Here is a 12,500-nt window from a genome sequence, read left to right as displayed (position 1 = left end):
TCAGGCCAGGGGGCGGCGGATCAGCTCGGCGATCTGCGGCTCCACCGCGACGATGTCCTGCTCGAACTTCAAGAGGACATTGAGGCTGTCCTTGACCACCTCGGTCTCGAGGCTCTCGGCGTTGAGCAGGATCAGCGCCCGGGCCCAGTCGACGGTCTCGGAGATCGAGGGCGACTTGCGCAGGTCCATGGTGCGCAGGGACTGGACGAAGCTGACCAGCTCCTGGGTCAGCTTCTCCTCGATGCCGGGCACGCGGCTGGCGACGATCCGCTTCTCCAACGCCGCGTCGGGCAGGGGGATGTGCAGGTGCAGGCAGCGGCGCTTGAGGGCGTCGCCCAGGTCGCGGACATTGTTCGAGGTCAGGAACACGATCGGCGGGGTCTTGGCCTTCATGACCCCGAGCTCGGGAATCGAGACCTGATAGGCCGACAGCACCTCCAGCAGGAAGGCCTCGAAGGCCTCGTCGGACTTGTCGATCTCGTCGATCAGCAGGACGCAGCCGTCGTCTTCCCGCAGCGCCTTCATCAGCGGCCGGGGCTCCAGGAAGGGCTCGGAGAAGAACAGGTCGCCCATGCCGTGCAGCCGCTCCATGGCCGCGTCCATGTCCGGCGCGTCGGCGAGCGCCACGCCCATGCGGTCCTTGAGGATCTGGGTGTAGAGCAGCTGCTTGCCGTACTTCCACTCGTACAGGGCCTTGGACTCGTCGAGGCCCTCGTAGCACTGCATGCGGATCAGCGGCAGGCCGAGCAGGGCGGCGGTGGAGAGCGCGAGCTCCGTCTTGCCGACGCCGGCCGAGCCCTCGACCAGGATCGGCTTCTGCAGATTGACCGCCATATAGAGCGCCGTCGCGATCCGCCGCGAGGCGATATAGCCCACGCTCGACAGGCCCTCGATCAGGGCGTCGACGGAAGTCATGCTGGCGGCTTGAGGCGTCGCCGTCGCGGCGATGCGCGCGGCCGGAGTCAAAATCGTCAAAGTCGTCGGCTTTCGAAATGAGAGGCGTGAAATGAACGCCGCGGGGAGGTCAATGCCCCGAACATGCCCAAGGCGCCCGGTGCTTAGCAAGTGCGAGCATCGTCACGGGCGAGCCCTCGCGCACCCCTAACGCTGGTTTACCTCAATTTCACACCACATTGGGTAGGCTCGCCGCCTATGCGCCTGCTGCTATCCGTTCTGGCGGCGCTGCTGGTCACCGGCCCGGCCTGGGCGGGTGACCTGGCGGTCAGCCTCAAGACTCCGTCCGGCGCGCCGGTGACGGACGCCGTCATCGTGGTCGAAACGCCAGGCGGCCCGCCCCCTGGTCCGATCCGATTCCCGGGACCCTACCGGATGGCCCAGAAGGACATGCAGTTCACGCCCTTCGTGCTGTTGATCCCCGTGGGCGCCGAGGTGGCCTTTCCGAACCTCGATCCGATCCTGCACCACGTCTATTCGTTCTCGCCGGCCAAGACCTTCGAGCTGAAGCTCTATGGCCGTGACGAGACCCGCCGCGTCCGCTTCGACAAGCCGGGGATCATCTCGGTCGGCTGCAATATCCACGACGACATGACCGCCTTCATCCGGGTGGTCGACACCCCCTATGCGGCCAAGACCGACGCCCTGGGACAGGCCGTGGTCACCGGCTTGCCGGCCGGCCCGGTGACGGTCCGGATCTGGCATCCCTATCTGAAGGCCGGCCGCAACGAGGTGGTGCGGCAGGCGACCCTTCCGGCGACCGGTGTCGTGGCCCTCGGCCTGGTGGCGGACCTGCGCGCAACGCCCATGAAGCACGGCGGCTATTGACCATGCTGCGCGCCGCCCTCAATCGCCTGGCCATGATCCGCCATCTGCGGACCAAGCTGACCGTGCTCTATGCGGGCCTGTTCGGCCTGACCCTGCTGTTGATCTCGGTGGCGGTGTTCAGCGCCATTTCCGGCGCCGCCCAGCGCCAGGTGCGCGGCGAACTCGTCGCGTCCGGCACGGTGTTCGACCGGGTCTGGTCGCTGCGCTCGGACCAGCTGCGCCAGGGCGCGGCCCTGCTGTCGCGGGATTTCGGCTTCCGCGAGGCGGTCGCCACCCGCGATTCGGCGACCATCGTCTCGGCCATGGAAAACCTGCGCAGCCGGTTTCGGATCGACCGCGCCTTCATCATCGGGACCGACGGCGCAGTCACCGCCGCCGACAGCGACAAGATCACCCCCCATGCCGACGCCCTGTTGTCGGCGCTCTACGAATCCGAAGCGCCCCAGGGGATCTTCATCCTCGATGGCGCGCCGTATCAGATGGTCGCCACCCCGATCCTATCGCCGGATCTGATCGGCTGGGTGGTGTTCGCCGCCCGTCTGGACGACGCCGAGCTGAAGGGTCTGGAGCGGCTGTCGGCCATCCCGCTCGACGCCGCCGTCGTGCATCGGTCCGGGGGGCACTGGGTTGCGGGCGCGCCCCTGGCGGCCAGGCAGCAGGCGGGTCTGGATCGCTTCATCGGCGGGGCGCTCACTGCCCGCAACGTCGCGCCGGCCACGCTCGATACGCCGCAGGGCGCGGCCATCGCCCTGGCCAAGCCCCTGCCGACCTTGATGGCCAAGGACGGGGCGGCCCTTTTGCTGACCTATCCGGTGTCGCGGGCCTTCGCCCCCTATCGGCCGCTGCTGGCCACCATCGGCCTGACCGGCCTCCTGGGTCTGGTGCTGGTGGTGCTGGGCAGCTGGAGCCTGGCGCGCGGCGTCACCCGTCCGATCTCCAGCCTCGACGAGGCCGCGCGCCGCCTGCAGCGCGGCGAGGACGGCCATGTGATGATCGACAGCCAGGACGAGATCGGTCGTCTGGCCGAGAGCTTCAACCTGATGGCCACCGAGATCCGCGAGCGCGAGCGGCGGATCACCCACCTGGCCTTGCATGACGCCGAGACCGGCCTGCCCAACCGCCTGTCGCTGGAACGCGCCATTGATGAGCGTCGGGGCGAGGGGCCGCTGTTCGTGGCGGTGCTGGGCATCGAGCGTTTCGCCCATGTGCGCGGCGCCATCGGCTATGCGCTCGCCGCCCAGGTGGTCCGCGAGGTCGGCGAACGGCTGGCGGGCCTGAGGGAAGAGGGCGCCGTGGCGCGTCTGTCGACCGCCGTCGTAGGTCTGGTGTTCAGCGCACCGGACGCCTCAGCCGCCGAGGCCATGGTCGACTATCTGCTGTCGGACCTGGAACAGCCCCTGCATGTCGGCGGCGACGCCATCGACGTCAATCTCAGCGTCGGTCTGGCGGCGGTCGAGGCCGAGGCTGCGGCGGCTGCGGCCATCGAGCGGGCCACCATCGCCCTGGACCAGACCCGCGCCGCCAAGCGCAAGACCGCCTTCTTCGACGCCGCGGCCTATGGCGATCCATCTTCCAACCTGGCCCTGATGAGCGGCATGCTGTCGGCGATCCGCTCGGGCCATATCGAGCTCTATCACCAGCCGAAATACGACCTGCGCCGGCGCGGCGTGCATGCGGCCGAGGGGCTGGTGCGCTGGCGTCACCCGACGCGCGGCATGCTGCGCCCCGACCTGTTCATTCCCATGGCCGAGGAGACCGGCCATATCCGCGTCCTGACCGACTGGGTGCTGCGCCAGGCGGTCCAGGACCAGGCGACGCTCGCCAAGGCCGGCCACGCGCTGGACATCGCCATCAACATCTCCGGCCGGCTGCTCGGTGACAACGATTTCGCCGACCTGGTGGCGCGCACCGTGCCCCAGGCGACAGGCAAGCTGACTTTCGAGATCACCGAGACGGCGGTCATCGAGAACCCCGACCTGGCCCTGCAGATCCTCGACCGGTTCCGCGAGGCCGGGGTCAGCATCTCGATCGACGACTTCGGTTCGGGCCTGTCGTCCCTGGCCTATCTCAAGCAGATCCGCGGCCACGAGCTGAAGATCGACAAGTCGCTGATCACCGACGTGACCGAGAGCCAGCGCGACGCCCTGATCGTGCGCTCGACCATCGACCTGGCCCACAGCCTGGGCCTGAAGGTTACGGCCGAGGGGGTCGAGACCGCCAACACCTTCCAGCTGCTGGCGGCCATGGGGTGCGATTCCATCCAGGGCTATCTGATCGCCAAGCCCCAGTCGCTGAACGATCTGGTGGACTTCCTGCGGGTCGATCCCGCCGAGCGATTGAGACACGGTTGACCCGGGAGGGGCCAATGGGCGTTCCGGTTCCGCGTATAGGCCTGCTGTTGGCGCTGCTGCTGACGGCCAGTGGGGCCAGGGCCCAGACGGACCTCTTCGGTCCCGACACCCTGCATGGTCTGGCCGATATCCGTCTGACGTCGGGAGATGGCGAGCGCGGCTTTCTGGCCGGCGGCTTCGGCAAGACCGGGCGGACGGACAATGGGCTGTCGCTGCAGGACCTGGCCCTGGAATGGAAACCCCACCTCGGCTTCGCCGTCAGCGCGGTGGTCAGCGCCGACTATCAGCCGCAGCTGACGCCCCGGCTGGACTGGAACGAGGCCTATCTGAAGCTCAAGGCCCCGCCCAGTCGGCTGGGCCGCGTCCAGGGCCGCTTCGGCCTGTTCTATCCGCCGGTCTCCATGGAGCACGAGGGGGTGGCCTGGAGCGATCCGGACATGCTCAGCGCCTCGGCGATCAACAGCTGGATCGGCGAGGAGGTGAAGGTCACCGGCGTCGAGGCCAGCCTGACCCGGTCGCTCGGCGCCCACGAGGTCACCGCCACCGGCGGCGTGTTCGGCTGGAATGACACCGCCGGCACCCTGCTGACCTTTCGCGGCTGGGCCCTGCATGGCGTCCGGACCGGCGCCCACACGGAATTCGCCCTGCCGCCGCTCTCGGCCTTCATGACCCCGCGCCAGGACGAAGACACCTATCCGGTGCTCGAGCTGGATGGTCGCCCCGGATATTATGGACGCCTGGAATGGCGGCCGCCGGCGCCGGTGGTGCTGAACGCCACCTTCTATGACAATGGCGGCAACCGGACGGCGGTCCAGGACCACCAGTGGGCCTGGGAGACGAGGTTCCTCAATCTCGGCGCCCGTTGGGATGTGAGCGAGACGGTTCGGCTGCAGGCCCAGGCCCTGAACGGCGAGACCCTGATGGGCTTCAAGCGCAAAGGCGAGATCTGGGTCGATGTCGGCTTCCGCTCCGCCTATCTGCTGCTGCAGAAGCGGGTCGGCGAGGACATGGTCAGCGCCCGTCTCGACGCGTTCGAGGTCAATGACCGGACCCTGCAGGCGATCGACAACAATGACGAGACCGGCTGGGCGGCGGCGCTCGCCTGGAGACACAGGCTGTCGCCCCACGCCGCCCTGGTGACCGAGGCGCTCCACGTGACCAGCGACCGGCCCTCGCGCGCCTATGGCAGGGTCGCGCCGCACCAGGACCAGACGGTTGTGCAGTCAGCCCTGCGCCTCAGCTTCTGAGGCTCAGTGGTTCATGCCCGCCATCGAAGGCGCGGGCCGCAGGTCGGCGGTGACCTGTTCGCGACCGCCAGCCGCCGGGACATTGACGGTCCGCGTCATCTGATTGCGAACGGCCTTGAGATAGGGCTGCCAGACCGTCATCGGGGCCGCGCCCGGCGGCAGGCCCTTGATCACCGCGACGCCGTCGGCCCCGGTCTTGGCGGCGAAGGGCGTATCGACCACCACCAGATAGGCGATCATCTGGTCGTGGATGTTGCAGCCCAGGGGCACGATCCCCGCCTTGTCGAAATGGACGCTGCGGCTCTCGTCGCGACCATAGAGCTTCAGCTCGAACTTCTTCACCGGCGAGAAGGAGTAGACGTGGTGGCGGACATTGTCCTTGTTCGGAAAATTCACGTCCGAGCCCACCGGCACGATCAGCACGAAGGGGTTGAAGGCGATGTTCTGCTGGGCCACCGCATAGGGCCAGCTGAACTTGATCGGCTGGGCGCTGGCCGCGCCGGGCGGGGCCAGGGTGACCACTGCGTCCTTGACCGGTTCGCCCGCGGGGGTGCGCACCACCACGGTCAGGTCGGCGGCCTGGGCGGTCGTGACGAGGGCCAGGCTCGCCAGGAGGGTCGGGATCAGAACGCGCATGGGCTCTCCAGGTGACAGGCGAGGGTTCGGTTGATGCTTCGGTTGCACAACCGGATGTCGAATTTCTACAGATCAAACCTTTGGAATGATCGGCAATGGCTAAGCTTGTTACAGAACATCGAGGCCAGACGAGACGCGGCGCCACTCACAGGTGCACGATTGGTCAACATATCCATCGATAACATCCCGTGAACAACTCGGAGGACGCCGGGTTGACCGCCACGCCCATGGGACGCGCGGAGTAGGGGGACAACGGATGAAACGACTTATGCGAGCCGCTGGGCTCGCCTTGGGCCTGCTGGGCGCCGCGAGCGCCGCGCGGGCCGGCGAGATGGTCAATGGCGGCAAATTGCTCCTGACCGGCGGGGTGACCAATGTCGAGGGCGCCGGCGGCGGCGGCATCGCCTCCTGGGCCACCATCACCGGCTATGAAACGGTCGATGGCGTGGGCGCCAACGTCCACGGCACGATGGTCAACCTGCCCGACTACGACTTCCGCGCCTATGGCGCCTCGCTGGGCTTCCGGGACCGGATCGAGGTCTCCTACACGCGCCAGGCCTTTGACACCGGGGCGACGGGCGCCAAGCTCGGCCTCGGCTCCGGCTTCACCTTCCACCAGGATATCGTCGGCGCGAAGCTGCGGGTGGCCGGCGACGCCATCTACGCCCAGAACAGCTGGGCGCCCCAGGTCGCCGTCGGCGTGCAGTTCAAGCACAATGACCGCGGCGCCATCATCAAGGCGATCGGCGGCAAGGACGATAGCGGCGTCGACTACTATGTCGCCGCCACCAAGGTGCTGCTGAACCAGAGCCTGGTGCTCGACGGCACGGTGCGCGCCACCAAGGCCAACCAGACCGGTTTGCTGGGCTTCGGCGGCGGGAAGAAGGACAACTATTCCCTCCAGTTCGAAGGCTCGGCGGGGCTCCTGGTCACCAAGCGCCTGCTGGTCGGGGCCGAGTACCGCACCAAGCCGGACAATCTGGCGGGCCTGAAGGAGGACGACTGGATGGACGTCTTCGCCGCCTATGCGGTCAACAAGCACCTGTCGATCACCGCCGCCTATGCCGATCTCGGCACGGTGGCGACCTTCAAGGGCCAGCGCGGCCTCTACCTCTCGCTCCAGGCGGGGTTCTAGGATCATGGTCATGACGCGTCTCATCCCGACCCTCATCGCCGCAGCCGGCCTGGCCTGGTCGGCGTCCGCCCTGGCTGCGGAAAAGCCGGTCGATCCCTATACGGTCTCCAACACCAATGCGGATGCGCAGCCCTTCACCGGCGAGCAGATGCTGGCCGCCTTCCACGGCCAGGCGGGGGTGGCCCGCGTGGTCGACGGCATGGTCGACCTCAGCGTCGCCGACCCGCGCACCGCGGAAATCTTCCACGCCACGGACCTGGAGCGCCTGCGCCGGACCCTGAAGGAGCAGTTCGACTATCTGCTCGGCGCCGGGGTCAACTATACGGGCCGCGACATGAAGACGGTCCACAAGGACCAGGGCATCAACACCGCCGAGTTCAACGCCCTGGTGGAGAACCTGCAAAAGGCCATGGACAAGGAGGGCGTCGCCTTTCGCGCCCAGAACCAGCTGCTGGCCAAGCTGGCCCCCATGAAGGGCGACGTCGTCACGCGCTGACACAGAAAAGGCCCGCGCCTAGAGCCCTTTCCCATCCGGTTGATTCAACCGGATGGGATCCAAAAGGGCTCTAATTCAAAAGTCAGAGCATTTTTTGAGTCCTAAAAGTGCGTCACACTTTTCGGAAAATGCTCAACGCGGGCCTTTCCCAATACCTGGAGGCTTAGGCCTAGCTCAGACCATAGGGCCGATAGGGACCCAGGATCAGCTGCTCGAACACACCCATGCCGCGCTGGGGCTCTTCGCCCGGGACGGTCAGGGTGACGTGGCTGAGCGCCTGGATGTGCAGGTTCTCGGGGCTGGCCATGTTGACCGAGGCGAGGTCGATGTCCTCGCGCTCCACGACCAGTTCGCCCTTGAAGCCTCCGTGGCGCCAGGTCGGGTGCCCGTAGCCGATGCCGCGCATCAGGAAGGTCAGGAAGGGCTCGAACTTCACCTTAGCCTGCCCCTGCTGCAGCGGGATCACCAGCTCGCCGGTCGCCGCGTGGCGGGTGCCGGGGATCATGCTGACATTGTCGATCGAGGCGCCGGGGGTGTGATAGCCGCCTTCGGGGCCGGATCCGTCGGGCAGGATCACCGCGCGGGTGTTCCAGGCCGCACCGTCCGGATTGGCGTTGACGTGGAAGAACACGCTTTTGTCGGCGAAGTTCAGCGGAGTCCACTGCCAGAAGAAGCTCGGCATCACCGGCGGGACCGGCGGCTGGGCGTCGGCCGCCCCGACCGGACGCACGCCCCAGGAGCGGTCGCGGGTGCCGACCGCGCCGGCCTGAAGCTCACGGCGCACGCCGTCGATCTCGATCCAGCCCGTGCAGCGGACGTTCTGGGTCAGGCGGGTGTAGTCCATGAAGGCGCGCGGACCGATGCGGTACATGAACCGCGGCTCCTCGATCGGGAAGGTGCGGCCTTCGAACACGATCTCGGCGGCGAAGCCGTTGGAGGGCTCAACGGTCAGCTTCAGCTTCTGCAGGGGCTCGATCACCTCGATGCTGATCGGGCCGCAGACGATGTCCATCCGCTCCATGTTGAGGAATTTCGAGGCGTGCAGGCAGTGCTCGACCCCGTCGCGGATCACCGAGAAATGGGCGTCGGCGATGTTCAGGTGCGGATAGACCCCGAAGGCGGCGGCGAAGAACTCCGTGCCGTCGAGATTGTAGCCATTGAAGAAATAGCGATCGTAGAAGTTCCGGTCGGTGCCGGAATAGGCGATCGGCTCCGGCGTCTGGTGGATCGGAAAATCGTCGGCCTTGGTCAGCATGAGCCTTCTCCCTATCGTGCGAGCCTAGGTTGGCCCTGCGTCAGTCTTGCGACCGTTGGCCGGTCGGCGGTATCCAGGTGAACTGAGATAACAACAAATGGGAGGCGTGGCTCTGCTGACGCCAGGGAAGGAAAGGCCTGACGTTACGTCAGTCTTTCCAAAGGTGTCGGTCGGCCTGGAGGACGCGATGAACAACAGCGACATTCGAATTCCCGACGCCGTGGCGGCCAATCTGGTCGACCCCGCCGCCTATGCGGACCATCGCATCCACCAGACCTATGACTGGCTGCGCGCCAACAATCCCTTCGGCCGCGCCGATATCCCGGGCGTCGATCCGTTCTGGGTGGTGACCCGCCACGCCGACATCCTGGAGATCAGCCGCCAGAACGACCTGTTCCTGAACGGCGACCGCTCGCCCACCCTGGTCAGCCAGGAGGCCGACGCCCGTATCCGCGAAATGATGGGAGGCAGCCCGCACCTGCTGCGCACCCTGATCCACATGGACGCGCCCGATCACCACAAGTACCGCGCCCTGACCCAGGCCTGGTTCATGCCGCAGAATCTGCGCGGGCTGGAGGAGCGGATTCGCAAGATCGCGCGGGCCGCCGTCGACAAGATGGCCGCCACCGGCGGCCAGTGCGACTTCGTCCGCGAGGTGGCCCTGCACTATCCGCTGCATGTGGTGATGGAGATCCTGGGCGTCCCGGAGGAGGACGAACAGCGCATGCTGATGCTGACCCAGGAACTGTTCGGCGCCGCCGATCCGGAACTGGGCCGCAAGGCCGACGAGGAGACGCCAGGCGCCGAGGGCGGCGGTCAGAAGCTCGACATGGGCGTGATCACCGACTTCTTCATGTACTTCAACAAGCTCTCGGCCGACCGCCGCGAGAACCCGCGCGACGACCTGGCGACCGTGATCGCCAATTCCCAGATCGACGGTCAGCCGATCTCCGAGCTGGAGGCGATGAGCTACTACATCATCGTCGCCACCGCCGGCCATGACACCACCTCGTCCTCCACCGGCGGCGCCCTGTGGGCCCTGGCCGAGAACCCGGGCGAGCTGGCCAAGCTGAAGGCCGATCCGTCGCTGATCCCGGGCCTGGTGGACGAATCGATCCGCTGGACCACCCCGGTGAAGACCTTCATGCGGACGGTCGCGCGAGACACCGAGATGGGCGGCCGCAAGCTCTCCAAGGGCGACTGGCTGATGCTCTGCTACGCCTCCGGCAACCGCGACGCCGAGGTGTTCGATGAGGCCGACCAGTTCCATGTCGACCGCTCGCCCAACAAGCACCTGGCCTTCGGCTATGGCGCGCACCTTTGCCTGGGCCAGCACCTGGCCAAGATGGAGATGCGCATACTGTGGGAAGAGCTGCTGCCGCGGCTGAAGAGCGTGGAACTGGCCGGCGTGCCCGCCATGAGCCACGCGGTGTTCGTCAACGGCCCCAAGACCCTGCCGATCCGCTTCGAGATGGTCTGAGCCCCCGTGACTGCGCCGCTGGAATCCCGGATCGCCGCCTATGTGGCCGGGCGCATGGTCGAGGCCGGGGAGGTCTCGGCCACCGGCCTGACCCGCATTTCCGGCGGCGCCAGCCGGGAGACCTATCGCTTCACCCTGGGCTGGACCGAGGGTGGCCAGCGGCGTGAACGCAAGATGATCCTGCGCCGCGACCCACCGGCCAGCCTCATTGACACCGAACGGCGGATCGAGTTCGAGGCCTATCGCGCCTTTCGCGGCTCGGCGGTGCCGGTGCCGGAGATGCTGTGGCTGGAGGAGGGCTCCGAGGCCCTCGACCATCCGTTCTTCATCGCCGAGGAGATCGCCGGCTTCCAGGCCGCCCCGGCCCTGCTCTGGACCGAGCCCTATCTGGGGACGCTGGACAAGCTGGGCGCCCACAAGTGGACGATCCTGGGCGAGATCGCCAAGGCCGATCCGGCCGCGCTCGGCCTGACCGGGATCATGACGCCCGTGGCGCTGGACGCCTGCTGGGATAAGGAGCTCAGCTACTGGGAAGGGGTGCTCGACGAAGATGAGGCCGAGCCCCTGCCGATCACCCGGGCGGCGATCCGCTGGCTGCGGGCCAATCCGCCGCCGCCGGCCCAGAAGCTGAGCGTGGTGCATGGCGACTACCGCACCGGCAATTTCCTGTTCGATGAGCATGGCGTCATCCACGGCGTGCTGGACTGGGAGATGGCCCATCTGGGCGATCCGCTGGAGGACCTGGGCTGGAGCTTCAATCCGGTCTGGTCGTTTGGTCGCCCGGAAGCCGGGGGCCTGCTGCCCCATGACCGGGCCGCCGCCCTCTGGCGCCAGGCCAGCGGTCTCGCGGCCGACCCTGCAGCCCTGCACTGGTGGACCCTGTTCAACTGCGTGAAGGGCCAGGCCATCTGGATTTCGTCGGCGCGGGCCTTCATCGATGGCGGCAACACCGAGCCGATCATGGTGGCGCCGCCCTGGATGCTGCAGAACGCCCAGGATCGCGCGATCCTGAAAGTGATGGGACGCCTATGAAGCCCGAGGTTCCCGCCGTGCTGGGCGAAATGGCCCAGCTCCTGATGCGTAACGCCGACCCGTCCGTCCACCCCGCCGACCGGGCCGGGGCGCTGGGCCTGACCGCCCTGCTGCTGGGTCTCGCAGCCGAGGCCTGGGACGGGGCGGCGCATCACCTGGTGCAGGAGAACCGCGCGGTCCACGCCCTGCTGGTCCGGGGCCAGGCCTTCACAACCCCGCCCACCCCGCCGGTCGAGGACGACCTGCGTTTGTCGGCGCTCGGCGCGGAGAACGCACGGCTGCGCGCGGCGCTGATCGCGCTGCAGATCATCGTGGAGGCGCGGCCGGACGCCGCCGCCCTCAATGAAGCCATCTGGGCGGAGCTTCGCGCCTCCACCGAGCGACGGAAGACGGCGTCGTCCGTGGTCTGATGGCCTAGGGGCGCGGCGCCTGCGCGCGATCCTCCAGCCCATAGTCACGCATGACCGCCGCCACCCGCAGGCGATAGCCGGTGAACACGCCCGAACGCCCTGCGTCCTGGGCGGTGCGGTGCGCCTCGACCTCGCGCCAGGCGACGACCGCCGCCTCGTCGCGGAAAAAGGATAGGGAGAGCAGCTTGCCCGGTGTGGTGAGGCTCTCGAAGCGCTCGATGGAGACAAAGCCGTCGATCGCCTCGAGCTGGGGCCGCAGGGCGGCGGCCAGGTCGAGATAGGCGCCGCGTCGGCCCTCCGCGGGCTCGACCTCGAAGATTACCGCGATCACGCCGTCACCGGGGTCAGGAAGGTCCGCCGTTCGCTGAGGATGAACCGCTTCTCCTGGGCCAGGGCGAAGTTGGCGGCGCCGGCCGGATCGGACTTCAGGCGGGCGCGATAGGCTTCATAGGCCGCCAGGCTTTCGAAATTGATCAGGGCCAGGGCCACGTCATTGGTCCCCTCATGCGGCAGCCAATAGCCCAGGAGGTCGCCGCCGCAGGCCGGAATGATGCTGAGCCAGTTGCGGGCATAGGCCTCGAAGGCGTCGCGCTGGAAGGGGTCGATCTGGTAGCGGATGCAACAGGTGACGGTCATGGCCAGGGCGCCTCAGGCGGTGGGTTCGAACCCTGTCCTA

General features: G+C 67.5%; 13 protein-coding genes. 8 read left to right on the top strand and 5 right to left on the bottom strand.

Features of this window, described 5'->3' with window-relative positions; all coding sequences use genetic code 11:
* On the bottom strand, positions 1–915 hold the full coding sequence (locus tag Q7P21_RS04855) for a MoxR family ATPase (RefSeq protein ID WP_304169911.1): 915 nt from the start codon (positions 913–915) through the stop codon (positions 1–3).
* Positions 916–1,152: 237 nt separating this feature from the next.
* Here Q7P21_RS04855 and Q7P21_RS04850 point away from each other — a divergent pair, with 237 nt between their 5' ends.
* Genes Q7P21_RS04850 through Q7P21_RS04840 form a run of 3 tightly spaced genes read left to right on the top strand, consistent with a single transcriptional unit; the run spans position 1,153 to position 5,380 of the window.
* Positions 1,153–1,782: a methylamine utilization protein gene (locus Q7P21_RS04850; protein WP_304169909.1), complete on the top strand. Its 630-nt coding sequence runs from the start codon at positions 1,153–1,155 to the stop codon at positions 1,780–1,782.
* Positions 1,783–1,784: 2 nt separating this feature from the next.
* Positions 1,785–4,133, top strand: a complete 2,349-nt coding sequence (locus Q7P21_RS04845) for an EAL domain-containing protein (RefSeq protein ID WP_304169908.1) — start codon at positions 1,785–1,787, stop codon at positions 4,131–4,133.
* A gap of 14 nt (positions 4,134–4,147) precedes the next feature.
* On the top strand, positions 4,148–5,380 hold the full coding sequence (locus tag Q7P21_RS04840) for a hypothetical protein (protein ID WP_304169906.1): 1,233 nt from the start codon (positions 4,148–4,150) through the stop codon (positions 5,378–5,380).
* A 3-nt stretch (positions 5,381–5,383) separates the two neighbouring features.
* Here Q7P21_RS04840 and Q7P21_RS04835 read toward each other — a convergent pair whose 3' ends face one another.
* Entirely contained in the window at positions 5,384–6,016 is a 633-nt protein-coding gene (locus Q7P21_RS04835) for a methylamine utilization protein (protein WP_304169903.1), read from the bottom strand.
* Positions 6,017–6,272: 256 nt separating this feature from the next.
* On the opposite strand from Q7P21_RS04835, the gene Q7P21_RS04830 reads away from it, so the two are divergent.
* The gene (locus Q7P21_RS04830) at positions 6,273–7,151 is read left to right on the top strand and encodes a DUF3034 family protein (RefSeq protein ID WP_304169901.1); all 879 of its coding nucleotides are present in this window, start codon (positions 6,273–6,275) and stop codon (positions 7,149–7,151) included.
* A gap of 10 nt (positions 7,152–7,161) precedes the next feature.
* A complete protein-coding gene (locus Q7P21_RS04825; protein ID WP_304169899.1) occupies positions 7,162–7,647 on the top strand; it encodes a group 1 truncated hemoglobin in 486 nt (161 codons plus the stop codon).
* Between the two features lie 169 nt (positions 7,648–7,816).
* Here the strand turns inward: Q7P21_RS04825 and Q7P21_RS04820 are convergent, their stop codons facing one another.
* Positions 7,817–8,902, bottom strand: coding sequence for a hypothetical protein (locus Q7P21_RS04820; RefSeq protein ID WP_304169897.1), 1,086 nt, complete (start codon positions 8,900–8,902; stop codon positions 7,817–7,819).
* Between the two features lie 187 nt (positions 8,903–9,089).
* Here Q7P21_RS04820 and Q7P21_RS04815 point away from each other — a divergent pair, with 187 nt between their 5' ends.
* Genes Q7P21_RS04815 through Q7P21_RS04805 form a run of 3 tightly spaced genes read left to right on the top strand, consistent with a single transcriptional unit; the run spans position 9,090 to position 11,824 of the window.
* Positions 9,090–10,382 (top strand): cytochrome P450, encoded by a 1,293-nt coding sequence (locus tag Q7P21_RS04815; protein ID WP_304169895.1) that lies wholly within the window; start codon positions 9,090–9,092, stop codon positions 10,380–10,382.
* A gap of 6 nt (positions 10,383–10,388) precedes the next feature.
* Positions 10,389–11,414 (top strand): phosphotransferase family protein, encoded by a 1,026-nt coding sequence (locus tag Q7P21_RS04810; RefSeq protein ID WP_304176013.1) that lies wholly within the window; start codon positions 10,389–10,391, stop codon positions 11,412–11,414.
* Complete coding sequence (locus tag Q7P21_RS04805; protein WP_304176011.1) at positions 11,411–11,824, top strand: hypothetical protein; 414 nt, start codon at positions 11,411–11,413, stop codon at positions 11,822–11,824. Before Q7P21_RS04810 ends, Q7P21_RS04805 begins: the two co-directional genes overlap by 4 nt.
* 4 nt (positions 11,825–11,828) lie before the next feature.
* Here the strand turns inward: Q7P21_RS04805 and Q7P21_RS04800 are convergent, their stop codons facing one another.
* Positions 11,829–12,155, bottom strand: coding sequence for an antibiotic biosynthesis monooxygenase (locus tag Q7P21_RS04800; protein WP_304169889.1), 327 nt, complete (start codon positions 12,153–12,155; stop codon positions 11,829–11,831).
* Positions 12,152–12,460, bottom strand: a complete 309-nt coding sequence (locus Q7P21_RS04795) for an NIPSNAP family protein (protein WP_304169887.1) — start codon at positions 12,458–12,460, stop codon at positions 12,152–12,154. Before Q7P21_RS04795 ends, Q7P21_RS04800 begins: the two co-directional genes overlap by 4 nt.
* Positions 12,461–12,500 lie beyond the last annotated feature (40 nt).

The organism is Phenylobacterium aquaticum (assembly GCF_947378715.1).
Lineage (GTDB): Bacteria > Pseudomonadota > Alphaproteobacteria > Caulobacterales > Caulobacteraceae > Phenylobacterium > Phenylobacterium aquaticum_A.
This window is presented reverse-complemented; position numbering and strand designations above follow the sequence as displayed.

Excerpts from the sequence above, each read along its gene's own strand:
- Q7P21_RS04835 (WP_304169903.1), bottom strand. The coding sequence starts at position 6,016 with ATGCGCGTTCTGATCCCGACCCTCCTGGCGAGCCTGGCCCTCGTCACG.
- Q7P21_RS04825 (WP_304169899.1), top strand. The coding sequence starts at position 7,162 with ATGACGCGTCTCATCCCGACCCTCATCGCCGCAGCCGGCCTGGCCTGG.
- Q7P21_RS04830 (WP_304169901.1), top strand. The coding sequence starts at position 6,273 with ATGAAACGACTTATGCGAGCCGCTGGGCTCGCCTTGGGCCTGCTGGGC.
- Q7P21_RS04850 (WP_304169909.1), top strand. The coding sequence starts at position 1,153 with ATGCGCCTGCTGCTATCCGTTCTGGCGGCGCTGCTGGTCACCGGCCCG.
- Q7P21_RS04815 (WP_304169895.1), top strand. The coding sequence starts at position 9,090 with ATGAACAACAGCGACATTCGAATTCCCGACGCCGTGGCGGCCAATCTG.
- Q7P21_RS04840 (WP_304169906.1), top strand. The coding sequence starts at position 4,148 with ATGGGCGTTCCGGTTCCGCGTATAGGCCTGCTGTTGGCGCTGCTGCTG.
- Q7P21_RS04855 (WP_304169911.1), bottom strand. The coding sequence starts at position 915 with ATGACTTCCGTCGACGCCCTGATCGAGGGCCTGTCGAGCGTGGGCTAT.
- Q7P21_RS04805 (WP_304176011.1), top strand. The coding sequence starts at position 11,411 with ATGAAGCCCGAGGTTCCCGCCGTGCTGGGCGAAATGGCCCAGCTCCTG.
- Q7P21_RS04845 (WP_304169908.1), top strand. The coding sequence starts at position 1,785 with ATGCTGCGCGCCGCCCTCAATCGCCTGGCCATGATCCGCCATCTGCGG.
- Q7P21_RS04795 (WP_304169887.1), bottom strand. The coding sequence starts at position 12,460 with ATGACCGTCACCTGTTGCATCCGCTACCAGATCGACCCCTTCCAGCGC.
- Q7P21_RS04820 (WP_304169897.1), bottom strand. The coding sequence starts at position 8,902 with ATGCTGACCAAGGCCGACGATTTTCCGATCCACCAGACGCCGGAGCCG.